The following is a 24,556-nucleotide window of genomic DNA, read 5'->3' on the forward strand; positions in this document are numbered from 1 at the left end:
GATTCTCGCGGCAAGAACCTTCTCGTACCATCATAGCAGATCGGAAAGATCCGAGCAGACTAAACGCCAACGAACGGGACCGGGATCAGAATTGCGTGTTGTTGTATCCACGTTTGTAGCCCATCCCAACTGGTGTACTGCGATACTTGGACAAACACCAAGTAGGTCGCCACCACGACTGGCATCAGCAAGCGAACCGTCCAGCGTGAAATCGCGGGCCACGCCCCGGCGGGCTCTTTTGCTCGGCGAGCACGGCGAAGCGCCAAGCCTTCGGCAATCCGGGCTGGCAAAATGAACGCAACAAAAACCAAACACGGCAACCACATCACCTCGCGCGGCGTCGCTTCAATCTTGAGAAGATAGAGTGGAACGGGCATCAGCACCAAACCGACCACCATCGCCCAGAACCAAGCCCAAGGTGCTCGGCGAAAATCACGTCGGATCGTCCGCAACTCGAACAGTGCCGACCAACGATTTTCTGCTGCAAAGTGAGCCTGAAGCATCGGAAGATAGAGCAGCGCCACGCCGAGGATACCCACGCACACAACGCCGACCAATCCGGCCGCTCCGGTCTCGCCATTGCGATTCACGGTAATCAACAAGACCGCTGGAATTAGCCAAACCAACGTCCCCACGAAGCCTCGGAGTCCTAGCCAAAACAAACGAGGAATTTCAAGTGACGCCGTGAACTCCCACAATCGATCCGGGGCCTCTTTCCAAGTCCTCCATCGCCAACTTTCTTTCACAAAGCGAATTGGCTGGGGCCACAAATAGTGCTTCAAATCCCCACCACGAATCCATGCCCACGCCAAATAGCCAAGTGCAAAGAAACAGCTCACGATCGCCAATAGACGCATCTGGCTGGCTTCGCTTGAACCGGGATTAATCAACTGCGAAACAGATTCCCAGTGAACCAGCAATTGCGTGGGAAGCGATGCGATAAACACGGCTGTCGCAGCCAAACCGATCTTACCCGCTTGCGGCAAATGCAACAATGAATCGGAGAACGTCGCGCCGTTCACCAACCGCCCTGCAACGTCAAGCAAGTATCCAAACGCAATCAATTGCAAAACGGGAATGGCCGTAAGCACAGCCAAAATCACCACCAGCGAAGCGATACAGAACGTACCGCCCGTAGCCCAAATCACGAATAAAAACACTCGCTTAGGCCAGCGATCCTTGCGAGATTTTTCGGGTGATTTTGCGATCGTCTGGCTCTCTTGGACTAACTTCGCCTCAATCGGCTCTCGCTCGATCACGTCATCCCCACCCAACTCCGACGAGTGTGCCAAAGCAGCATAGGGGATGACAGCGATTGTCTCGACAGGTTCCACTGGATCGACAGGTTCCACAGGAATAGTTCTCGGATGGAGTGGTGCGTGTAGAATCCGTTCCGACAGGGCTATTCGCACACTTGGATCGAATCTTGGCTCGGTTTGACAACCAGATGACAAAATTTCCAATCGTGGCCTTCCCCGCCCACATTCGGCACGCTTTGCAGGTCACCGAATCACCATGCTCTGTCCAGCCGAGCGAGCAAGCACTCAGTCCAGCCGAGCGAGCAAGCACTCTGTCCAGCCGAGCGAGCAAGCACTCTGTCCAGCCGAGCGAGCAAGCACTCTGTCCAGCGGAGCGACCAAGCACTCTGTCCAGCGGAGCGAGCAAGCACTCTGTCCAGCCGAGCGAGCAAGCACTCAGTCGAGCGGAGCAACCAAGTGCTTTACGCTTCGAACGGATGCTTCCATGGCGAGCGGTACTCTCGTTTCAGTAACGCCGATGCGGGTTCATTGTTCCGAATTTGTTCGGTCCCCTCATCCCACTTCACAACAGAGTTGCTTTCGTAGGCAACCATGCCCAATTGGACCATCGCGGTCGACTTGTAGGCTTCTTCTATGGGACAAGCCAATGGTTTTTCACCTTGGACCGCAGCTAAGAAATTAGCCATATGCTGCGTTCCCAAATCAGTGGGCACTTTGAAGGTTTCTTGCTGATCTGATTTTTTCTTGGGTACCACAGTCCACTCGTTGTCGGAAGCGAAGATCGTCGCGTCTTCACCATATAGAAAAATGCCGTTTTTCGTTTGGGGATACATTTCAGTCGCCCCCCAAAGCCGGTGTCGCCAAACGATTGGCATGTCATCAAACTCAAAGGTAACGGCCATCGTGTCCGGCGTCGTGATAATCCCTTTGTATTTATAAATCCCTCCTGATGCATTAATTTGTTTTGGCATCGACAGGCCTAGGATCATACGAGTGGCATCAAGGTTGTGAATCCCCCAATCGACGAGGTGACCATGGCCGCTCGTTCTTTCGAGTCGCCAACTTTTATGACCTACCTGGGGACTGTAAGGAATCTTCGGCGCTGGACCACACCACAAATCCCAATCGAGCGACGCCGGTGGATTTTGCGGCGTGGCGTCCTTGGTACCAGCGTTATAGTGAATTTGAACATCGGCTTGAACGATTCGTCCTGCTTTGCCCGATTCGATATATTGTTTGACTTGTTCGAATGCCTTGCTTTGGCGGCGTTGAAAACCGATCTGAACCACCTTGTCGCTGCTTGCAACGGCATCCACCATTGCGCGTCCTTCGCGGACGTCATACGACAAAGGTTTTTCACAGTAGACGTGGAGCCCTCGGCCAAGCGCTGCTTTCAATTGCAAAGCGTGCCAATGAGGTGGTGTGCCGATAATCACTGCGTCGAGATCGGCTTTGGCAAGCATGTCCTTGTAGAGTTTGAATTCAGCCGGTCGTTTTCCCTGCAACTTTTCGAGTTCGTCCGCCGATTTCTTCAGGTGGTCCGAGTCAACATCACAAATGGCTGTGATTTGAACGCCACCGACCTTCAACGCCGCTTTGGCATCGACCATCCCGTACCAACCAACCCCAATCACGCCGATCTTCAGGGGGCTGTCTTGTGCTCCGAAAACGTGCCTGGACGTCATCGCGGCGGTCGCACCCGCGGTCACTGCGGAAGCTAATAGAGTACGTCGAGTTGTCTTCATCTGGATGTGCTCCTACAAAGCGTTTGAGGGATTTAATTTCGGTGAGCGATTAAATGCGGAAACGCCTATTCTAGTCCAGCCAACCGGGCGAATGTGGCGAGCGGGTGGACTCAGCCAAACGGCACCAATTCGTCCGAATGAAAAAAGTTTTTCATTGAGGGACAAATTAGTGTTGACACCTAGCTTGAAAAGGGACTATTTCCAGATCAAACCCGAAGACTCGACGGCGGCGATTGCAGGAAGCGATCAAAGCAATACGGTTTTTTGGCAGTGCCTTGAAGTTCTGTGAAGTCTATTCACAGCCGGTAACCTGGGTTTTACCTGTACAGGTGTGCGACCTTCGTCGCAAAGCATCATTGTGATGTGTGCCACTGAAAAAAGTGCCACTGCAAAAGCATCACAACAAAATGATGGCTTTTGCGATGATGGTGATACGCCTCTACGGGTTGATTCTCGGAGCGACCGCTATCATTGAAGTCTCACCGCGAAGAAGGAGAGTCGCGTTGAACCGCCTCTTAACCGCAAACGAACCGTGTGCAGATTTTGCAACTCGTGCAACCGATCCTGCAATTGTGACCCGACTCACCCTTGTGAAGCGTCTCACTTTTGTGACGTTGATCGCACTGACGACAAGCGTCTCTGCTCAACTTCCCCTGCCTCCCGGCACCAATGCTCCTGCGAACCAGGGCATCCCGTCGGCTGAGCAACTGATTCCGTTAGTCCGATCGGCGATGAGTCGACAAGACTACGCTACCTCAGTCGAATTATTTCGACACGCAGCTGTGTTGGGAGCAAAATCTCCTCAAACAGCAACGATGATCGACAATCTTCGCGGTGAGCTAATCACGGCGGGACTCGACCGAACCTTACTGGCACTGCCACCAAGTGTTCCGCTAAGCAAACTCACTGCGGGCACCCCATTAACGGGTAAATCGCCTAGTACTGGGATGCAGCGTCTACCTTCGGTTGCGGGGGCAAAACAAGTCGCTTCGGGTACCACGCCAAGCGGTGGACCAGCCGAAATCGCCAACCGAAAACGTGAAGCATTACGTTTGGTAGCGATTGGCCGAGCGGCACTCGATCGCGGCGACGCATCGACGGCCCTAACACTTGCGAGGCAAGCAAAATCACTCAATGTCCCGGAGAAGGAATTCGCTTCTGGCGAACCTCGCGTGTGGCAACTCCTGCTTGATGCCGAATCAGCAGCACGTCGAAGCGGCATCGCACTAACCAGTGGTACCGAATCATCCGGAGGCGTTGAACTCGCCAATGGAATGTTCGGCGAGAACGAACCAAACGGCGTTGTACAAACGGTATTCAACCCAGGAAACGCCGCCAACACCATTCAACAAGTTCAAAATCAAGCTCTTGCTCCACTGCCAGCCTCCAACGGCTCCACCAGCTACGCGGCCAGTGTTTACAAAGAAGGCCTCGATGCGTTGACCAGTGGCGATCAAACACTTGCACGCGAAAAGTTCTTGGAAGCATGGAAGTATGAATCGACTTTGGATTTGGACACGCGTCGACAACTCAAGGACAAGCTCACCTTGCTGCAACCCAATCGTTTGGGATCCGCGACCGGTACGACTGCTAACCAAGCGATGACGCCAATTGACAAAGCGGCACTGGAAAACCAAGAGAAGACTCGCCGTTTGTATCGCGAAGTGACAGCAGAATTAGCGAACGCCAGCAGCCTGAAGGAATCTGCACCTTTGGACGCACTCGACCAACTCGAGAAGTTGCGTCGCCGTGTGGAAGGATCCGACGTTGATGATGCAGCGAAACGATCACTGACATCGATGGTGACCAGTGCACTCAGCGGTCAAAAGCAATACGTCGAAGCCAACCGCGCTCAAATTAATTTGGATTTGCAAAACGAATCGGTTCGAACCGACTTGGCCACCGAGGCCCAGCTAGAAGCGAGGATCGATGATGAGATTGCATCGCTGGTCCAAAACTTTAACGAACTGATCGACGAGCGACGCTACAACGAAGCGGAAGTGGTTGCGAAACAGGTCATGGAATTAAAACCGGAATCGCCCATTGCGATCACGATGTTCCACAACGCTCGGATGCAAGTCCGCGGGTTGATGGATCAAGAAATCCGTGATGCAAAAGAAAACAGTTTCTTAACAAACATGTTAGACGTCGAACGTGCTGCGATCGGGATTAACCCTGAAAAGAACTACGAAATGCCCGATGCGAAGGTCTGGGAAGACCTTTCGAATCGCCGCATGAGGGGTTCGTCGATCGACGACAAGTTGACCGTTCGCGAACAAGAAATCAAGCGATTGCTATCGACGGATGTCAACGTCAAGTACAAGAATCGCCCGATTCGCGAAGTACTCGAAGACTTGTCCAACGTGACAGGAATTCCAATCGTGATGGATAACCGATCGTTGTCGGCCGTTCGTGTCACTCCCGATACGCCGGTCACCTTGGACTTGCAAAAGAGCATCCCACTCAAAAGTGCACTGAGCATTATTCTCGGTGAGCTTGAGCTAACCCACTTGATCGAAAACGATGTTCTGAACATCACCAGTGTCGAAGCCACTCGGTCCAAGGTCTACGCTCGAACCTATCGTGTAACCGACTTGGTAACGCCGATCCCGAACTTTACCAGCAGTGCCGACGATGGTCTCGCCGGTGCTCTTCGCAACGCGTATCAAATGACCAATCCGCAAACGGATGTTCAATTGGTTCCCGTTTCGCCAACCGACTTGCGAACTGGCATGGCACGCAGCATGTCACCGGGCAATGCCAACCCTGACGTCCTCGGCCAATATTCGCCGATGGGCATGGGTAACGGTTTCGCGGGTGCCGGGGGCATGTCCAATGCTGGTGGCCAAGGGGGCGGTTCGATGGCGGACTTTGATTCCCTGATGCAATTGATTCAAACCACGGTTGCCCCCGAAATGTGGGAAGCACTCGGTGGTGCAAGCACGATGGCTCCGTACCCACAAAACCTAAGTCTTGTGGTTCGAACAACGAGTGAAGTTCACGATGAAATCGAAGAATTGCTGGCGACGCTCCGTCGACTTCAAAACCTTCAAATCACGATCGAAGTTCGCTTCATCACATTGTCGGATACATTCTTCGAGCAAATCGGTGTCGACTTCGATGTCCAATTCGATGACAACACGCCACAATTGCCGAACGATGACTCCGGCGAGTCCGTGACGATTGGTTTCAACGGAATCAGTGGATTGCCGACACCCGACTTGGACATCACGTTCAATAACAACAGTTTCGGTGCAACGCCTCCATTCAGTGCTCCTGACCCTGGTGCGATCTCCACGATTGGATTTGCGATTCTAAGTGACATCGAAGCGTACTTCTTCTTGCAAGCCGCTCAAGGTGACAACCGAAACAACGTCATGCAAGCACCGAAGGTAACGCTCTTTGATGGCCAATTCGCAACGATCTCGGACATCACACAGCGGCCGTTCGTGACCAGTATCACACCTGTTGTCGGTGACTTCGCGGTTGCCCAACAACCTGTGATCGTGGTGCTCAACGAAGGCACACAGTTGAACGTACAGGGAATTGTCAGTGATGACAAACGATTCGTACGCTTGACATTGGTTCCTTACTTCAGCCAAATCGGCGACGTCGACACCTTCACCTTCGAAGGCCGCCGTTCAACGAGTAGCCGAAGCGAGGAAGACACCAACGGTGACGGAGTCGTCGACGAAGACGATGCGGTTGACGAAACCGAAGACTTCACCGAGGGCACGACAGTCCAATTGCCAACATTGGCGAGTACTTCGGTCAGCACGACCGTTAGTGTTCCCGACGGAGGCACGATTCTGCTAGGCGGAATCAAGCGGCTTGCCGAAGGCCGTGTTGAACGGGGCGTCCCGTTCCTGAGCAAGATCCCTTATGTCAGCCGATTGTTCCGCAACGTGGCAACCGGTCGTGACGCTCGAAGCTTGATGTTGATGGTCACACCACGAATCATCATTCAAGAGGAAGAAGAAATCGCTCAAACCGGTTACGATCCAACACGATAGTTCGGATTAGCGAGCTGTTGAAAAAGACAAACGCCCCGCGAAAGCGGGGCGTTTTTTTGTTTTGAGTCACTGAATGCGCGAACGTTTTGCCTAGCTCGCACCTTCTCGCCGCATGGTCAATTCGCGAACAATATCACCGTGAAAATATTGAACCGGCAGGTAACTGTTTCCACTCATTGGTACCGAAACACGTACAGTGACTTCAGCCGTGTCACGCTCAATCGTACCAGGGGTCACGATCACCGAGACGTTGGTTACGCCTAGCGAAGCCATGATTGATTCGGCGATATTTTCCGCTTCATCGGCAGTCGCCCCAGGAATCATGGCGGTTCGCGTTGCTTCGTAGACCGCGTTATCAACAGTGTGCCGGATCATTGCGGCACGGCAAAACTCGAACGATGCAAAGAAGAACAAAAACAGGATCGGTACCGTGATGGCGAATTCCACCATGGCCGCCCCCCTTCGTCGCTGAGGTCTGCTTCGCTCTTGAAGTTTGATTCGATTCGGTTGTTTGGTTGGCTTGATCATCGAAGATCCCTTTTTCCGTAACTACTGAGTCAACATCGTGGACAAAGTCAAAGCAATCTCACGGTAGATTCTTCGCAATTCCTCACCGCTAGCGGCGTGGTAATGTTTTCCGCCGCCAATCGTCGCGACCTCGCCCATTCGAGCGATGTCGGCTCCAGTTCCAAACGTAATCGTATGTATCGTCACTCCATCGGCCGCTAGTCGGACTGCCGAAGTGCTTGGCTCGGGGCCGCGGTTGTGTTGGCCATCGGTCATCACAATCATCGTTCGCTCGACGAATTGTGAATCACGACTGTTGCTCATGATCGCATGCCCTGCGTCCATGCCGCGTGAAATACTTGTCCAACCGCCAACTGCCATCGCTGACATTGCGGAGGAAACCTGAGCAAGATCATCGGTCAATTGAACGTCTTCGGAGGCTTGGTCATTGTAGGAAGCAAGCCCCACTTTCTCTTCAACCGAAGTGTCGTTCAACGTAGCGATGAAAATGTCGATCGCAGCCCTCAATTCACCGATTTTGTAACCAGCCATCGAACCACTACGGTCAACCACCAACACGATATCCCGTTCTATGTAGGTTGCCGTCGCTTGCGTCTGCGGCTCAAAATACTCGACGCCGACGAAGTTGCCAAAGAACAAGGGAACCGCACCGGCGTTGGAATCCGTTGTCCGTTTGCCATTCACTTTGACGCTATTCATCGGAACTTGGTTGGAAACGAACTCGAACTTTCCTGAGCTCGATTCCTCGCTGCGTCCGAATTCAAATTCACCTGCCTCGATGATCAATGGCTCGCTGTTGACCGTATTCATCAACGCGATTTCTTGCCCACGCACAACCGCCAAATCTCGATCTTGCGTAATCGAAAGCTCGAGCGCCGCCGCTTTGGACGCGGCATCGGTGGCACTTCGTAGTTCCGTACGCGAAAGGTGCATTTGTGCAATGTCGACCGAGAACGTCACGGCGATCATAAAGCCGATCATCATAAAGACGATTAACACCAACATCGCACCACGGCGATTGTTGGCTTTGGCTGGCCGTTCAAAAGTGTAGATCGGTTTCATTCTTTAACCATGGTTACGCGAGCGACAAGGTTTCGATTAGCGATAAACTGGCCCGCCAGTGGGCTGTTCGTTTGTGTTGGCGCGGAAACTTCCACTGCCACCAACTCCCCCCGAACTGCGTTGTCCGGCAAGTTTTCTGGAAAACTCACTGCGAAATCAACGACATTACGAGCGTTGAGAATATTGACAGCACGGTCTCTCGCCGTATCCGGTGTCGAATCGCTCAGCGCCGCTTCGCGTGCACCTTCATAGGCCGCGACCGCCAGGGATTGTTTCAAAAAGATGAAGCTACTTGCTTCGATCGATCCGAACACCAAAATCACCAAAACAGGCAAACAAACAGCGAATTCGACCGCAGCGACACCACGTCGGGATCGCTTTCGACCAATCGAGTGGGTTTGCGTCTTGGCTGTGATATTGAAAAAAAGACGATGAATCATGACGGTGCCTATGCCTCCGGCTTCGTTTCAGTGGTTTCCGGTGGAGTCTTTGTTAAACCCTCGCAGCGATCAACGACGCTATTAAAATCGCGCGCCATTTGTTGCCAAAAGTCGTTGTTCCGGAAAGACAAAGGAGCCACTTCGCGGCCTTGGCTTACTGAGGCAAGTGCCCCTCGAAGTCGCAGAATCGGCCCTGCGAATCGATTGGTCAACTTGATGGTGTCCCAAACAAACGCAGGAATCAGAGCAAGAGTGACAATAAAGAACGGAAAGAACCGTCGCATCGTGTCACCAAAAGTAGTTTCCCAATTGGCATCAGGTTGTTCAAACAAACGGATCCAAATGGTCAGGGCAATCGCATTGCAGACGAAAAAGACAATCCAGTGAAGGGTAATCTTTCGAAGCAATCCACCTTGGACTTCGCGGTCGACAAGTTTACGATTGCGGCGAGTGTTGCTTTCAGACATGTGATTGGGTTCTATAACGATGGTGATCGAGCGACTTTTGAATTGTTTCTCAACAATCGAGACTCCACCTGAATCTCACATGGAGCCTAGTGCGCGGAGAGACAGACCTGCCAAAAGGACACGCTTAAATAACCGAACTTCATAGCGTATGACGCGAAGTTGTCGGGTTGTAAGGGTGATACCAAATACACGGGAATCGTGTATTATGCTTGCCGAGTTGAGTTTGTGAATTGTCCGCCCTTGCTTGCCCCGTTACGCGTCACTAGCGTTTAGGTATGCGTTCGTTTCCACCGCTTTGTTTTCAAGCGGACTGACTTTTGGATATGGCTCGATGCATCAATGTGCTCATCACCATCACGATGTCCAAAACTACGGCCCCGCGTTCGCGATTGGCGTCGGATTAAATGTTGCGTTCGTGTTGATCGAAGCTGGCTTTGGGTTTTGGACGGATTCTCTCGCACTGCTTGCCGATGCGGGGCACAACCTCAGCGACGTACTCGGGTTGCTGATGGCATGGGGCGGATTCGCCCTTTCGAAAGTCCGCCCCAGCAGTACTCGGACTTATGGATGGCGAAGCACCACGATCCTGGCAGCGTTGTTTAATGCGTTGCTACTTTTAGTAGCGATCGGCGGCATCACTTGGGAAGCAATCGAACGTCTTCGCGAACCGTCAATGGTCGCCGCGCCAACGATCATCATCGTGGCCTTGATCGGTGTCGCCATTAATACCCTCACGGCTTTATTGTTCATGCGTGGTCGCCACGGCGATTTGAACATTCGCGGCGCGTACCTGCACATGGCTGCCGACGCGCTGCTATCGCTAGGGGTAGCAGTCGCCGGTGGCTTGATACTATGGACTCAGTGGAATTGGATCGATCCCGTCACTAGCCTCGTGATTGCCGCCGTCATCTTCGTTGCCACCATCGGACTACTGCGTGAATCGGTTGACTTAGTCCTTCAGGCGGTGCCACCCGAAATCGACATGACCGAACTGACCACATACCTTGTGGAATTGCCCGGCGTTTCCGAAGTCCATGATTTGCACGTTTGGGCGATGAGCACGACTGAAATTGCATTGACCGCACACCTGGTTAAGCCCGAACTCGCTAACGACGACGAATTGCTAAGCCAATTGGCCGAGGACCTGCATCACGACTTCAACATTGGCCACACAACCATCCAAATTGAGCGATCTGTGCAAGCGGCCAATTGCCATCAAGCCGACGAGGGAACGCTTTAGTTTCGTCAACGCCCACTCGGCGCCGACGCATCTAACCGAGCGACGCATCCAACCGAGCGACGCCACCACCAGCTCACGCCACGACATGGCTTTTCAGCGGATCGACTGCTGCTACGGTAAGTCTCCATTCACTGCTGAACTTAGATCAACGAATCAAGCTCGTCGGTAAGTGTTTTGAAGCGAGCAAGTGTTTTGGCAACCGGCTCGGGCTGAGTCATGTCAACGCCTGCATCGCGGAGCAAATCGAGGGGGTCTTTGCCGCAACCGCTGGAAAGGAACCGCAAGTAATCATCGAGTTCTTGCTTGCCTCCTTCGAGCACGCGGCGAGACAAGGCCACTGCGGCGCTTAACCCGGTCGCGTACTTATAAACATAGAACGCACGGTAAAAATGCGGGATTCGGAAACACTCAAGCTCTAATTCCTGATCCACGACAAAGTCGGGACCGAAGTAGTCATTGAGCAATTTGCGATACACCTCACGAAATGCTTTGACGGTTAACGGTTCGCCCGCCTCGGCCATCTCGTGGGTCACCTTTTCGAACTCCGCAAACATCGTTTGCCGCACGACGGTGGCGCGAATCCCGTCAAGTTCGTTGTTGATCAGGTACGCGCGTTCGTTATCGTCGCCAGCGTTTTTCAGTAAATAGTCGGTCAGCAATTGCTCATTGAACGTGCTGGCGACTTCGGCAACGAAAATCGTGTAGTTGTAGTACTCAAACGGTTGGTCTCGTGCCGAATGCCAACTGTGCATCGAATGCCCTGCTTCGTGCGTGAGCGTGAAGACATCATTGAGGACTTCTTCTTTAAAATTCATCAAGATGTACGGATCGGCGTCGAACGTGCCACATGAAAACGCACCACTCTGTTTACCTCGATTTGGATAGCGATCGGACCACCGACCGCGAAGGCCCGCTTCTAAAACGCCGAGGTATTCATCGCCGAGCGGAGCGAGTGATTTCAGGATCACTGCGACCGCTTGGTCCCACGTATGTTGCTTTTTGACATCGCTAAGGATTGGGACATAGGTATCGTAATGATGGATTTTTTCGATGCCCATTTTGCGTCGCCGGACATCAAGGTAGTGATGGACGTTGGGCAACGAGTCACGGACAGCGGTGATTAGATTGTCGTAGACTTCCGTTGGCACGTTATCGGGAAACAACGAAGCCTCGAGACTGCTTTTGTAGTTTCGGGCTCGAGCGTAATAGACATCGCGTTGAATACTGCCGCCGAGGGTTGCTGCCAACGTGTTTTCATGTTGCGAAAATTGCTCGTAGTATTGGTGGAATGCCTTTCCCCGGACATCGCGATCGGGGCTGATCAAAAATTGGCCAAACGTTGCGTGCGACAACTCGATTTTGCGACCGGTGTGATCCTCGATTTCACCAAAACGCAAGTCGGCGTCATTTAATTGCCGAAACGCATTGCCGGCTGCCGAAGCCATTTCGCCCTGCATCGCCAACAACCGTTCTTCATTGTCACTTAGCGTGTGAGGTCGATAGCGGACCAGTCGCTGCAATTGCAAACGGTAGGGGGCGATTAGCTCGTCCGCCATCAAATCAGTCATATGATCTTCGGGGATCGCTAGCAATTCGGGACGAATGAACGAAGCCGCTTGGCCCGCCCGGACTGCCAAATTCTGAAATCGCATCTTCATTGCTTGGCTAGCACTGTCCCCTTGATCTTCCGTTGTCCGCAAAAAAGCGTAAGTACCGACACGTTCGGCCAATCGATCGAATTGGCTGTCGAATGCCAATGCTTCGGCAAGCGTCTCGGCGGATTGGCTCAAACGCCCCCGAAAAGTCTCAAAAGTGGAAATCTGTTCGTCAAGTTTCTTGAACTCTGCCTCCCACGTCAGGTCGCTTTCACAAAGACTTGAGAGGTCCCAACAATGGTCAGGATTGACTTCTTCGCGGGTCAGCAGGGTAGCGGTCGACATAGGAATGACTATTCAAATTAGGGGGAAGAGACTTGCGTGCGAGCGGTTTTCACAAAAAATCCGATTTTCGCGAACATTGTAACGAACGAATTGAAAAAGAAACGCCCCAAGCCGATTTCAACATTGGCCCAACAGTGGCTAGACTATGAAAAATGCAAAATGCTTCCTGACCCAACGGGGCCCACAAGTTGAGCGGCAGAACGAAACGACCTGCCGTTGTCGCTACGGTCGCCCGGGGCGTGGTTTTCCGCCGTTAGCTCCACCGTCGGGCAACGGTAGCTAAGATGCTTTATCCGCCGCGTTTTATCCGCCGCTCGCTTACCGAGACAATTTTTTCAATGCCAGCGATCACTTGCCCTCATTGCCAAGCGAAAATCAATGTTCAAAAAATGCCTGCGGGCGGAAAGATCAAATGCCCTCGCTGCGCCAAGGTGATTAGCCTCGGTCGCTCTCAACCATCGTCACGTCCAAGTGCTGCTTTGAACCCGAATGACGAAGGTTTCGATTTTGCCCAGATTAATTTCCCCAGTGCGGGGCCGGCCCCCACGGTCTCACAATTTCCCGTCAAGAACGACGTCACGGTTTATGCGGGACCAATCCCTGGGGATCCTTTAGCGGATGCCACAGCCGAAGAGCAATCCGTTGCCGCAGCAAACGATGCAGTCAGTGGCGATAAAAAAAGAACAAAAAAATCACCTCTCCTCATCGGGGGAATCGCGATTGGCGTGATCGGCTTGTTGGCCGTATTTGCCGTCGTCGGCATGATGCTTTCGAAAAAGGGAGGCGGTTCCGCGGGTGAATCGAAAGTCGATGCGGTTGCCGCTGTGACGGCAAAATTAAAACCCGGTTTTTATGTCGTGGACATGGAAGGCGTCGCTGTTGCGATGCCCAATGGCTCCGAGTCGGACCCCCAATTGCGAGTTGGAAAATCGGTGATCGTCCAAAGCTCGACCACAGGGTCGATGTACTTTTTCAAGGCCAGCACCGGCAGTAAAGCGGAATTGGATGTGAAGCAGTTAACCAATCGAACCAAACGGGAACTCGTAGGTGACTTGTTGGGTGTGTCTGAAACGACACGTAACGGATACAAGGGAATCAAGGGAACGCTCGCAACCAGTTTCTATTTTTCGGGCATGAATATGCCAGTCGAGGTTTTCAATGTCGATGGACGATTCGTGATCATTGGATGTGTACCGGCCAGCATGGGCGCGGACGTCGAAACACAAATGTCAATCGACCGTGGGGCCGAGGCAGCCGAACAGGAAGTCTTTTACGACTCGTTCACCATCGGTTCGAATTCAGGTGGCGGATGGTTCTAATGACGTTGGGCGGCCACGCAGGCTGGTAGAAGCGTCAAATTGACGAGCGTCCCAAGCAGCAACGTCGCTGCGACTAAGATGCCGAAGGTCGCCGTCGGTATGAATTCGCTTGTCGAAAGCACACTAAACCCGACCACCAAAGCACCGGTTGCCAGCAGAATTGGCACTCCGACGTTGCCCGCCGCATGCGAAACCGATCGGCGGATCGAATGGCCGCGGTTTCGATAACGTCCGTAGCCCAAAAGCAAATGCACGGCACCATCAATCGTCAATCCAATCGAAACCGCTGCGATCATCGTCGCACCCATGTTGATTTTGCCGCCGAGCCAACCTGCGACCGCCAGCACAACAAAAGCAGGCAGAATGGTGGGCAACAAGGATGCCAGTGACAACCGAATTGAACCGGTTGCTATCCAAAGCAGTAGCCATACCAAAATCCCGGCCACCGCAAGACAGCGCCATTGGTCACCAACCAACTGCGCCACCAAACGTGACATCATCACGTAATAACCGGTCACTTTGGGCTTGATTTGATTCGGTAAATCGATCGTGTCTCGCCATGCTTGAGCCGACGTGTGCTCAGCGACGACTCGTTCCACTTCTCGAATCAACGCGATCTTTTGTTCCGCCGGTAATTGCTCTTCGCTGCGCAACATAATTCGCAGCATTTTCGGTGAGGAAACCTGCGACGATTCATCGGATGCGTCATTACCGGCAAGCAACGCAGCGAAGAAACTTGGCATTGTGATTCGCATTCCTGATAGCCGGACCGACGGCGGCGCCATTCGCAATAGCGGTGCCAAACTTACCACATAATTGACGTCGGCCATGCTAAGTACTTTTGTCAATTTAGCACCATCGGCATCGACATCACGTAGTTTTTTCTGCAGCTCAATTACTTGCCGAAAATAGCCATTGGACCACTTCTTTGGCCCCGGCAAAATCACATCCCAAACGCCCGCGCCTCCAAATTCGTGCTCGACGGAATTGTAGGCGACCACGACCGGACTATCGCTTCGAAAGTTGTTCAAAAAACTCGTTTCCGGTGTCGCTTGCCACGTTTGATAGACCGATGCGAACATCACAACAATCGAAACTGCGATGAGCGATTTCCGATGTCCGACCGACCAATCGGCTAATCCAATACAGTAACGGCTAATACGAATGGTCGCCCTGCGTTGGGCTCGATGAAGTGATCCAAAGAATCGCAAATCGGGCATCATCATCGTCACCGCAGCAAAAAATGCGATCGAAACAAACACGGCAATCGAAGCGATTGCGATCATGATGCCAAATTGACGAACCGGAAGAATCCGAGACCAACCAAGCGCAGCGAATCCTGCCGCATCGGTCACACAGGTCCAAAAGATGGGAACGATCAACGTTGAAATCGCACGCTCAGATGCTTCTACTTGACTAAGGCCCCTTGCGCGAGCGTTCTGAAACTTAACACCGAGATGCAAAACTGCGGCTACAGAAATCACCGTAACGATCGCCGTCATAATGGTCGAAACCAACGATCGATGTATGCCAAACAACACGGTGAACGCTTCGGTCACGACAACGGACCAAACAACAACCAATGCCGTTAAGAATACAAATCGAAAATCCATCAACGTGATCAGCACGACAATGCTTAGTAGCACCAGGGTCACGGTGGCAAGTTTTCGACCATCCCTTTCGACCAAGTCGAAACCATCATTGATCAAAACGGGTTCACCCACCAAAAAACCGGCTCCGATCTTTCCATCAAATTGATCCGGCAAGGCGTCCGCGACTTGCTGTAGCGATCGGATCGTTTCAGGAGGATGTTTGGGGTCCAACGTCGCCACCACGGCGGCCAGCGAGTGGTCGCGAGAATGGGTGTAGCCAGAAAAGATCAAATCGATTCCGCGAGCGACAATGTCATCGCGGTGAGTCAGCGGTGGATTTTTGGAAGAGCGGGAAAAAAAATTGGCTGGTCGGATTCGCTGCACTGCTGCGTCGAGAACCGACGTCGACAATACACCACTGACGCCTGGAATCACCCGCACCTGTTGCGAAATCGCCTCGCTTCGGTCAATCCCTTCGCGACTCATTAGATTGTCGTCGCGATAAACTAGCATCGCGACGGCATTGCCACCAAACAAATCTTGAAGTAATTGGTAATCCAAAAGAGTCGGATCGTCCGGCGCAAACATACTGGCGATTCTGCGGTCGAGCGACAAATGACGCGCAACGGGGAACGACACCGCAAACACCATCAATCCCAACACAGCCATCACGATCCGATGACGAACCCAAAACGACGCAGTACGACGTGTCCAACGGCCAAAGGAAGACGCAGAAGCGGAAGAGTCGGGGGAGTTCATGATGCTCACTCGCATCGAAGTCGTTGCGAGGTTAACCTTTAATGCTTGCGTCGTCTTTTTTTCGATTCGCGTTAGCGGTTGTCAAAAATTGCTGAATTCAAAATGGTCGCCAAGAACATCGATCGCGATCGTCATTTTCGTGACGGTCCTGGTGCGAGGTGCTTTCTTGGCAACTCATCTCGACCAATTCAATCAAGACCCTGATGCCTACCGGGCCATCGCTGAAACCTTATCCGCAACCGGCGTGTTTGGTTTGCGGGATGGTAACAACCCCGAAGGAATTCGACCAGCAAAGGCGACGGCGTTTCGCCCTCCGTTATACCCTTACGTTTTGTCTTTCCTGACGGTGGATGGCGTGGTTTCCCCGCATTTGGTGGGTCTGCTGCATTTGCTGCTCAGTGTGGTCACGGTGTTATGCACTCTATCGGTCAGTCAAAGATTGATCGACCGGGGGAAAATCGGCCCAGCCACATTGTTGGCTGCGGCATTGGTGATCTTTGATCCGATCCTGCTTCAACAATCCAGTCTTGTGATGACCGAAACCTTAGCCACGGCCTTAGCCAGCATCGTGGTATGGTTTTGGGCGTGCAAGTTGACGCATCGGCCAAGCTTCGTCAATGCAATGGTCTTTGGCGGCTTACTTTCCCTGGCGTATCTGTGTCGCCCAACATTTTTGGTCTGGGCAGTGTTGATGCTATTGGCAACTTTGGCAGGAATCGACGGAAAGTGGACAAAACGACTCTCCTGTTTCACTGCCGCTACGATGATCGTCATTTGTACGATGGGGCTTTGGATGGCACGAAATGTCCGTGCGATCGGCAATCCAATCTGGGCGACAACGCATGGCGGATACACGCTTCTGTTGGCAAACAATCCTTCATTCTACGATTACTTGCGAAACCGATCGGTTGGCGAAGTTTGGGACGCCGAACCCTTCCTGCTCGCCTATTCCCATCGCCGTGATGGCGATCCGACCACGTCAAAATTCTGGCATCGAGATTGGTCACAACCTAGCGAGACCACCCACCAGATATCCAACGAGGCTGAAATCCCAGAGCTCACTGAAATCCCAGAGCTCACTGAAATCGGGGGCCAAGAAACCGAGGTTTCGATGGATGACGATCAATTGGCCTACGAAGCAGCCAGAGCCACGATTCGGCGAAATCCGGCGATGTTCGTTTGGTCGTGTTTCGTTCGCGTTGGACGTCTTTGGAGCCCGATGCCTCATTTGACACCCGGACGATCACGCGTGCCACTGGTGGCGGTGACCACCTATTACACACTCATCTACCTCGCACTACTGGTGGGCGTTCTGCGTCTAGGACGTGAAATATTCAAACCACATTGGTGGGCGATTCTAGCCTTGGTGGTCACTTTGTCCGCTGTTCACGCGGTTTACTGGAGCAACCTTCGCATGCGTGCTCCCGCGTCGATTGGATTAGCGGTCCTCGCTGCGAGTTCCATCGTCCGTCGCGCTGGGAATAAGTCAGACAAGGACAGCGGGAAATAAGTCGGACAAGGAAAAATCTGCCATTTCTGCCAACGGATGCAAAACAAGTTCCGTTCAGCTAAGATGTTTGGAAATCACGATGCGGAACGACCATAAGTCATTCCTCCCCTCCTAAATTCCCCTCCCCCAATAAAGAAAAGACTCTTGAAGGATACAAACATGTTGAAGCGATTATGCCTTTCGGTATCGGCCGTGGCCGCTCTCTCGCTAGTCGGTGCCGTCAATGCGGCAGAATACCTGAACGGTATCGAGTGGCAAGAACCGGCCGTCGTGACGCCTGGAAAGACCGATTCGGACGCACCCTCGGATGCGGTCGTCTTGTTTGATGGCAAGGATTTATCCTTGTGGAACAATGGCGAAAACTGGATCGTCAAAGATGGCGTGGCTACTACCGGAAAAGGCAGGATTCAAACCAAAGAATCCTTTGGGGATTGCCAACTTCATATCGAATGGGCAGCTCCTACTCCCGCGACCGGGGAAGGACAGGGCCGCGGAAACAACGGTGTGTTAATCATGGATCGGTACGAGGTTCAAATTCTCGATTCCTACGAAAACAAAACCTACTTTGACGGCCAAGCGGGGGCAATTTACAAACAGCAACCTCCGGCGGTCAATGCGATGCGCCCACCAGGCCAATGGAACACGTACGACATTTTCTTCACCGCACCGCGATTCGATGATCAAGGCAACTTGGAATCTGCCGCCTACGTGACGGTGCTGCATAACGGCGTGCTGATTCAGAACCAGTTCGAACTGCTCGGCGACACTCCCTATAGTCGTCCACCACAATACAAAGCGCATCCACCCAAAGCACCGCTTACGCTATTCGAGCATGGCAACGCGGTCCGGTTCCGAAACATTTGGATTCGCGAGTTCACGCCAGTCAAAGGGAAGCAAGTTCGCGAACCCTTCATTCGCAATGGCAATAAAGAAACACCAATCAAGTGACCGGCACTCTTCGCTAGAATTGGTATCCAGACGCTGACGCCCTGGGTACCGTTTCGGCACGGCCGGCAGTTCCGGAAACGCGGTCGTGTCAAGACCGGCCCGCTTGAATCAAGTCTTCCGGTAGTCGTTGTCAGCCGATGGCATGTGAGTACCGGTAGCTCGTTAAGCATTTCTTTCCGGACACGCATTGGCTCAACACATGTATTGGCTCAACACATGTCGCGAAGATTCGAATCGATAAACGCAACTTTTTCGCTGAATCTAGCAAACCGCCAAGCCTATTTGATCGTATAGGGACGAAGGCTAAGACGGCCATTTCTTTCCGCAAACATCAAGTATTCTGTGAAATATGGCAACTGACACGGACCCAAAACCACTCGTTCCGATGATGGGAGCCGAAGGAGGCTTTGCTCCCGATGAGGAGATTGCTCCGTTTCGTATTAGCGGCTTGTTTTGCCTGTTATTCGGCGTTTTGAGCATTTTCTCGCTGATTGCCTACGTCATGATCGCGTTTCCTCTAATTGCGATCGCGTTGGGCCTTTTTGCGCTCCGAAAGTGGGATGGCCCTCGCCCATCGGGAGTGGCCCTGGCAAAAATAGGGCTCGTATTGGCCTTAGGTTTCGGGTCGTGCGCAGCTTGGATGCACCAAATGCGTTCTCGTACGCTGGGCTCGCAGGCGGAATATTTTGCGAAACAATACATCGAACTGCTCGCAAACGACCAAATCCCAATCGCCGCCGAACTGCGAAAGGACTATGTCAACCGTGCACCGACCCATATGCCGCTTAAACAGCACATGGAGTCAAACGAAATGGGCAGAAACGCCCTAGATGATCTGCGAGGCGATTCGGCTAATTTGGGAATCGGAGGCCCCGACAACGTAGATGCCTGGGTACCCGCTAAACCCACTCGCGTCTATTACAACTACGGAAACTACAAAGCAGAGGTCCTTTTAAAGGATTCCAATAATCCCGAAGCCAAAAAAATCATTGTTTTGCTCAAATACGACATCGACCCGGATGGAAACGGGCAATGGTTAGTGGAACAATGTCGCCAAGACATGAAAAAATTGGTCGCAGAAGCCGTCCTTTAGCGAGCCTACATCAGTGGCCCTAACCATTCGATGTGCTCGCACTCATACGCTTCATGTTCGTCCAAGCGCTGAGCAAACAAGCCAACTTCGGAAATCGCAGCTTCCCATGAATCAAATGGCGGATCAAGCTGCGAAAGCCTGTCGATAAGACCTTCTAGTTCTTTCATCAATTGGTTGTGGTCTTGTTCGGCTTTCTTGCAACTTTGGGCGACTTCATTAGAACCTTCGGGATAAGCTTCGGCTAACTGATGCCCCATCTCTTTTTCACGCGCAAAGTGATAAAGCAAACGCTCGCGCAGACGGCTTAACTGACGAGCGGCTTCACCGAATTTCGGAACGCCGGATTGAGCAACCGCGTCGGCCCAGTCGCGAAAACGATCCACTTGGTCGTTTAAGTCACGATGCTCCACTTTCCATTTCGAAAACAGCGAGCGAATGTCTGTCGTATCAAGTTTGCCCATCACGACCTCCGCAGGTGCGGAACGCAAAAAAAGAAAAGAGACGTGCATCCCATCAATTTGTGTGCAACATCGGGACCAAAGGAACCGTCCAATCAAAGGATCCGGTAAACCCCGCGTTCCCGTGGTGATCCTATCGGAGCACCGGGGCGCTATCGCACATGCATAATCGAATCGCCAATCGATCTGTGACGAAGTGTCGCGCAAACAAAAGCCGGCCGCCAAAGACAACGCTTCAGCGGCCGGCACAAACGACACCATTAAGCCCGCTTTTTGCGAGACTTACTCTTTCTCTTGCTCCAATTTTTTGAAGCCCTTTTCAAACGGTTTGTCCGCGAACACCAAGGCGATTTTTTCATCGCCTTCGGCGGAATCGACTTTGCCTTTACAACCATTACAACAAAATTGGACGGCGACCCCAGCGACTTTGGTTTCCGTTTCTGCGTTCAGTGGATTGCCACTCATCGGGCAAGCCTCTTGTTTGAATTGCTTGGTGGCAACCAATTGATGGTTTGCTTTTGTGGCAAACTTTTCGGGAGCTTTGCTAAACTTTCCGGCACATCCGTCGCAACAAAAATAGACCTTCGCGTCTTTGTAGTCAGCGGATTTAGTTGCCTTGGCTGGTTTTGGAGCCACGACACACTTGATGTCGTCGAGTTTCACTTCAGCTGCATAAACCGTCACGCCTGCAATCAGAGCGATCGCAAGACCACCCATCATTTTTTTCATTTGCATCGTTCATATCTCCGCTTTGGATTGTGTCTTGATGGGGCTAGAAGTCCCAATTGGAAAAGTTGGATCCATCTTAGGTGGCACGACGGAGGCAAGTCAAGCCATTTGGGTGGTGACCACCTGGCTCGCCCGTGGAGTTCCTGCGTTCTGTTCGCAGAAAATTTGCAAAATGCGGCGTGAAGTGTCACTATGAACGGGTGCAAATCACATCATTTCGGGACGCAAGCTTCTCAGGAATAAACCGTGAATAACCGCGACACTATCCAATCCATTCTCAAGACAGCCAAAACCGGCAGTCTCGGTACGGTCGGCGACGACAACGTTCCCTTCGTGAGTCTAGTGACGGTGGCATCGATGGAGCCCCAATCCTTGATTTTGCTTTTGAGTAGTCTTGCCAAACATACTCAAAACCTGACTTATTGTTCAAAGTGCTCTCTGTTACTTGCTGAATCGGCGAGCGAATCCGCGCATCCACTCGCGGGGGTTCGCGTGACAATGACTGGAAACATGGCACGGATCAAACGAGGGGAAGACGCTGATGCGCGGGCGATTTTTTTGAGCACGCACCCCGATGCATCGATGTATGCAGATTTTGGTGATTTTGGCTTCTTTGAATTGCGGATCAAACAAGCTCATTTGGTTGCTGGGTTCGGCAGAATCCAAACGCTCGCCGCGAGCGAACTTTTGACCTGATAAGATATAGCTCGGACTTAATACCGCTTTGCCGATCGCAAATACGAGGAAGCCAAACGATGACGAATGAGCCCCAACCAGAAGCCGATGACGCACCCGAGCAAGAAGCAACGACGACCGAAAAGGAACTCGCTGGTCCGGCGACAGTTCCCTTAAAATCAGATGCCAAACAAATCGCTCAGTTTGTTACAACCATCAAGAACGCTGAACAACAAGTTGGCGAACACATCATCGCCGCGCTACAGCACGACAATACCGTCGCGGTAATCACAACCGTTGCAATCGGCCCCGATGGTCAACAACGAGTCATCTCTGCAGCACTCGAACCCAAGCGGTTGGAACAGGTCCAAGAGATTCTTAACGCGGCAACGGAAGAACGTGAGGAAGAAGAACCGTGTGTTGGTTTTCATTGCTTGGTCAAGCCGAAGCAATAGCGGATACTACTCGCACCCATACGATCCGTATTGCCGAGGTACGTATTGCCGAAATGCGTATTGCCGAGGTACGTATTGCCGATGCGATTCGCTTAGCGAAACGCACCATTCAATGAGCAATCTAGCTATTCACCCAACTTGATAATCTCGCTGACAAGCCCACCATCGATGATTTGCTTTTCATCGGTTTCAGGATTCAGCAGCAAACCGAATTCTTCAGGCAAATAGTCGAGCAGCGTTTCACCGTCGACGATGAAACCTTGTACCTCGTCGAGTTCAGTAAACAAATCCCCCATCTCTTCCACGAATTGGCCAGCGTGTTCCTCTGATGTGAACGCGACCAAAACTTCCTCTTCTTCGACTTCCGCCGTCAATGCACCCATGCTTTCATCGTCTTCTTCGTCGTCATCAATATTGATCAACACAAATTGAAGTCCGAGGATCAACGTACGGATCTTTGACACATCGCGATCAGCTATCGCGGCATCCAAGGCGTGGTTGTTTGATTCGGAAGCCATAAACGCATGCTCGGTTGGAAGAAATGTTAATGAAGGCCACAAAACGCGACATCAATGACTACCAGTGTACCAAAACTGGCGTGAGAGTCACCAAGCCTACAGACACGCATCTACCCTGAGCGAAAAATGTAGCGAGGAGCCAAATTCACGATCAAATTCTGATTTTTCACACGGGATGGTTACGCAGAGACCAAAATCGCATGTTCACGTCAACCACGTTGGCTATAATGCGTTTCGTTCAAAATGCATTTCCCACCGATAGTTCTCCTCCTATAACCCCTTGAGGCTCCAAGCGAATGAATCGTCAAAAGACAGTTCGACGTGACTTTCTGAAAACGACCCTTGTCGGCAGTGCGGCAATGTCGACCCCTTATTTCCTCTCTAGCACCCGCAGCTTCGCGCAAGGAACGAGTTCGAAAAACGACAAGATGTCGATCGGAGTTATCGGTGCCGGCGGCATGGCAAACGGCAACATCAATGCCGCCCGGGATTGGGTTGACGTGGTTGCAGTCGCCGATGTTGACTCAAAGCGATCCGCAAGCTTTAGCGAACAATTCTCCGACGGGAAAGCGGATGAGTACGAAGACTACCGTGAAATCCTTGACCGTGATGATATTGATCTTATCCACGTCGCCACGCCCGACCATTGGCACACCAAACCACTGATCGAAGCGATGCTTGCGGGTAAAGATGTTTACTGCGAAAAGCCGCTGACCCTCACGATTGATGAAGGAAAGTTGATCCGCAAAGTACAAAAAGAAACGGGCCGCATTGTCCAAGTGGGAACGCAACAGCGCAGCACGTTTAATTTGTTCGTCAAAGCGATGGCGATTGTTGCCGACGGACGCATTGGAAAAATTCGACAAGTCCAAGCTGCGATCGGTGGCGCACCGACGAGCCCATCCATTCCGGTTGCCGCAGTTCCAGACGAATTAAATTGGGATCGCTGGCTCGGCCCCGCCCCCAAAGTCCCCTATCGCTTTTTAGCGAGAGAAGGCAAAGGGCGTCCGAACACGAACTGCCATTACGAATTCCGATGGTGGTATCAGTACTCTGGCGGCAAACTAACCGATTGGGGCGCGCATCATGTCGATATCTGCAATTGGGCATTGAAACTCAATGGGCAAACCGAAGGCCCCGTTTCGATCAGCGGCGCGGCAAAACATCCAGTCGAATTCAAGGATGGTTTTCCTGTGCAAGATGACCGCTACAACACCACCACTGATTTTCATTTTTCAGTGAAATATCCTGGTGACACCGAAATGATCATCCGCAACGACACCGACAATGGAGTGTTGATCACGGGTGACAAAGGGCGAATCTTTGTCAATCGTCGCAAGTTGGCTGGAAAACCGGTCGAAGACTTGGCCGACAATCCGCTGCCCGAGGACGCGTTGTCCAAGGTCTACAAAGGGCTGCCGATGGAATTGAACGAGCGGAAGGCTCATTGGGCTAACTTCTTGCATTGTGTTCGTGAACGAAAGGAGCCCATTTCCGATGTTCATTCGCACATGGAAATGTTGAACGTTTGCCACTTGGCAGGCATCTCGGCTCGCCTTGGACGGGATTTAAAATGGGACGACTCGTCTGAACAAATCGTCGGCGACGAAGAAGCAAATAGCTTCTTGGCGCGTCCATACCGCGAAGGTTACGAGATCGAAATGCGAGAAACGGCCAACAGCTAAGCGTTTTCCGAGTTTTTGTCAAAGATCACAACGCCGCAGGGGGAGTAGTCGCCATGCGGCGTTTTTTTATTTATGCTGCTGATCTAACGAAATCATCAAACCCACATCCAATTCTGGAATA

The 24,556-nt window shown here is 52.2% G+C and carries 21 protein-coding genes; 10 read left to right on the forward strand and 11 right to left on the reverse strand.

Annotation, left to right across the window (positions count from 1 at the left end; genetic code table 11):
- Positions 1-59: 59 nt before the first annotated feature.
- Positions 60-1,352 (reverse strand): DUF4013 domain-containing protein, encoded by a 1,293-nt coding sequence (locus tag CA13_RS11110; RefSeq protein WP_419194188.1) that lies wholly within the window; start codon positions 1,350-1,352, stop codon positions 60-62.
- 368 nt (positions 1,353-1,720) lie between these two features.
- Positions 1,721-3,004 (reverse strand): Gfo/Idh/MocA family protein, encoded by a 1,284-nt coding sequence (locus tag CA13_RS11115; protein ID WP_146396413.1) that lies wholly within the window; start codon positions 3,002-3,004, stop codon positions 1,721-1,723.
- 4 nt (positions 3,005-3,008) lie between these two features.
- Between CA13_RS11115 and CA13_RS11120 the strand changes: the two genes are divergently transcribed.
- Both CA13_RS11120 and CA13_RS11125 read left to right on the forward strand, forming a co-directional pair.
- Positions 3,009-3,293 carry a hypothetical protein gene (locus CA13_RS11120; RefSeq protein ID WP_146396417.1) on the forward strand — a complete coding sequence of 95 codons (285 nt, stop codon included), beginning with the start codon at positions 3,009-3,011 and terminating at the stop codon, positions 3,291-3,293.
- Positions 3,294-3,951: 658 nt separating this feature from the next.
- Positions 3,952-7,017 carry a type II secretion system protein GspD gene (locus tag CA13_RS11125; protein WP_419195106.1) on the forward strand — a complete coding sequence of 1,022 codons (3,066 nt, stop codon included), beginning with the start codon at positions 3,952-3,954 and terminating at the stop codon, positions 7,015-7,017.
- A 90-nt stretch (positions 7,018-7,107) separates the two neighbouring features.
- On the opposite strand, the gene CA13_RS11130 is transcribed toward CA13_RS11125, so the two are convergent.
- From CA13_RS11130 to CA13_RS11145, 4 genes are read right to left on the reverse strand one after another with little or no spacing between them, the layout of a single operon-like run.
- Positions 7,108-7,545, reverse strand: a complete 438-nt coding sequence (locus tag CA13_RS11130; protein ID WP_146396419.1) for a TadE/TadG family type IV pilus assembly protein — start codon at positions 7,543-7,545, stop codon at positions 7,108-7,110.
- A gap of 21 nt (positions 7,546-7,566) precedes the next feature.
- Positions 7,567-8,607 (reverse strand): vWA domain-containing protein, encoded by a 1,041-nt coding sequence (locus CA13_RS11135; RefSeq protein ID WP_419194189.1) that lies wholly within the window; start codon positions 8,605-8,607, stop codon positions 7,567-7,569.
- On the reverse strand, positions 8,604-9,047 hold the full coding sequence (locus CA13_RS11140; protein ID WP_146396420.1) for a TadE/TadG family type IV pilus assembly protein: 444 nt from the start codon (positions 9,045-9,047) through the stop codon (positions 8,604-8,606). Before CA13_RS11140 ends, CA13_RS11135 begins: the two co-directional genes overlap by 4 nt.
- 8 nt (positions 9,048-9,055) lie before the next feature.
- Positions 9,056-9,514, reverse strand: a complete 459-nt coding sequence (locus tag CA13_RS11145) for a hypothetical protein (protein ID WP_146396422.1) — start codon at positions 9,512-9,514, stop codon at positions 9,056-9,058.
- 331 nt (positions 9,515-9,845) lie between these two features.
- On the opposite strand from CA13_RS11145, the gene CA13_RS11150 reads away from it, so the two are divergent.
- The gene (locus tag CA13_RS11150; RefSeq protein WP_146396435.1) at positions 9,846-10,754 is read left to right on the forward strand and encodes a cation diffusion facilitator family transporter; all 909 of its coding nucleotides are present in this window, start codon (positions 9,846-9,848) and stop codon (positions 10,752-10,754) included.
- A gap of 140 nt (positions 10,755-10,894) precedes the next feature.
- On the opposite strand, the gene pepF is transcribed toward CA13_RS11150, so the two are convergent.
- Entirely contained in the window at positions 10,895-12,694 is a 1,800-nt protein-coding gene (pepF, locus tag CA13_RS11155) for an oligoendopeptidase F (protein ID WP_419194190.1), read from the reverse strand.
- A gap of 338 nt (positions 12,695-13,032) precedes the next feature.
- Between pepF and CA13_RS11160 the strand changes: the two genes are divergently transcribed.
- Positions 13,033-14,013 (forward strand): MJ0042-type zinc finger domain-containing protein, encoded by a 981-nt coding sequence (locus CA13_RS11160; RefSeq protein ID WP_419194191.1) that lies wholly within the window; start codon positions 13,033-13,035, stop codon positions 14,011-14,013.
- On the opposite strand, the gene CA13_RS11165 is transcribed toward CA13_RS11160, so the two are convergent.
- A complete protein-coding gene (locus tag CA13_RS11165) occupies positions 14,010-16,364 on the reverse strand; it encodes an efflux RND transporter permease subunit (RefSeq protein ID WP_419194192.1) in 2,355 nt (784 codons plus the stop codon). The genes CA13_RS11160 and CA13_RS11165 overlap by 4 nt on opposite strands.
- Between CA13_RS11165 and CA13_RS11170 the strand changes: the two genes are divergently transcribed.
- The 3 genes from CA13_RS11170 to CA13_RS11180 all read left to right on the forward strand — a co-directional run bounded on the left by CA13_RS11170 (position 16,363) and on the right by CA13_RS11180 (position 19,915).
- Complete coding sequence (locus CA13_RS11170) at positions 16,363-17,874, forward strand: hypothetical protein (RefSeq protein WP_146396442.1); 1,512 nt, start codon at positions 16,363-16,365, stop codon at positions 17,872-17,874. The two genes, CA13_RS11165 and CA13_RS11170, sit on opposite strands and share 2 nt — an antisense overlap.
- A 159-nt stretch (positions 17,875-18,033) precedes the next feature.
- Complete coding sequence (locus CA13_RS11175) at positions 18,034-18,822, forward strand: 3-keto-disaccharide hydrolase (RefSeq protein ID WP_146396443.1); 789 nt, start codon at positions 18,034-18,036, stop codon at positions 18,820-18,822.
- A 349-nt stretch (positions 18,823-19,171) separates the two neighbouring features.
- Positions 19,172-19,915 (forward strand): hypothetical protein, encoded by a 744-nt coding sequence (locus CA13_RS11180; RefSeq protein WP_146396444.1) that lies wholly within the window; start codon positions 19,172-19,174, stop codon positions 19,913-19,915.
- Between the two features lie 5 nt (positions 19,916-19,920).
- On the opposite strand, the gene CA13_RS11185 is transcribed toward CA13_RS11180, so the two are convergent.
- Entirely contained in the window at positions 19,921-20,424 is a 504-nt protein-coding gene (locus tag CA13_RS11185; protein ID WP_419194193.1) for a hemerythrin domain-containing protein, read from the reverse strand.
- A 231-nt stretch (positions 20,425-20,655) separates the two neighbouring features.
- Positions 20,656-21,108, reverse strand: a complete 453-nt coding sequence (locus CA13_RS11190) for a YHS domain-containing protein (protein ID WP_146396447.1) — start codon at positions 21,106-21,108, stop codon at positions 20,656-20,658.
- A gap of 240 nt (positions 21,109-21,348) precedes the next feature.
- Between CA13_RS11190 and CA13_RS11195 the strand changes: the two genes are divergently transcribed.
- Both CA13_RS11195 and CA13_RS11200 read left to right on the forward strand, forming a co-directional pair.
- Positions 21,349-21,798, forward strand: coding sequence for a pyridoxamine 5'-phosphate oxidase family protein (locus CA13_RS11195; protein ID WP_146396449.1), 450 nt, complete (start codon positions 21,349-21,351; stop codon positions 21,796-21,798).
- A gap of 59 nt (positions 21,799-21,857) precedes the next feature.
- Complete coding sequence (locus CA13_RS11200; protein ID WP_419194194.1) at positions 21,858-22,232, forward strand: hypothetical protein; 375 nt, start codon at positions 21,858-21,860, stop codon at positions 22,230-22,232.
- Positions 22,233-22,357: 125 nt separating this feature from the next.
- Here CA13_RS11200 and CA13_RS11205 read toward each other — a convergent pair whose 3' ends face one another.
- A complete protein-coding gene (locus tag CA13_RS11205; protein ID WP_146396451.1) occupies positions 22,358-22,750 on the reverse strand; it encodes an SseB family protein in 393 nt (130 codons plus the stop codon).
- 296 nt (positions 22,751-23,046) lie between these two features.
- Here CA13_RS11205 and CA13_RS11210 point away from each other — a divergent pair, with 296 nt between their 5' ends.
- Positions 23,047-24,435 (forward strand): Gfo/Idh/MocA family protein, encoded by a 1,389-nt coding sequence (locus tag CA13_RS11210; RefSeq protein WP_146396453.1) that lies wholly within the window; start codon positions 23,047-23,049, stop codon positions 24,433-24,435.
- The last annotated feature ends 121 nt before the right edge of the window (positions 24,436-24,556 follow it).

This window comes from Novipirellula herctigrandis (assembly GCA_007859835.1).
Taxonomy (GTDB): Bacteria; Planctomycetota; Planctomycetia; order Pirellulales; family Pirellulaceae; genus Novipirellula_A; species Novipirellula_A herctigrandis.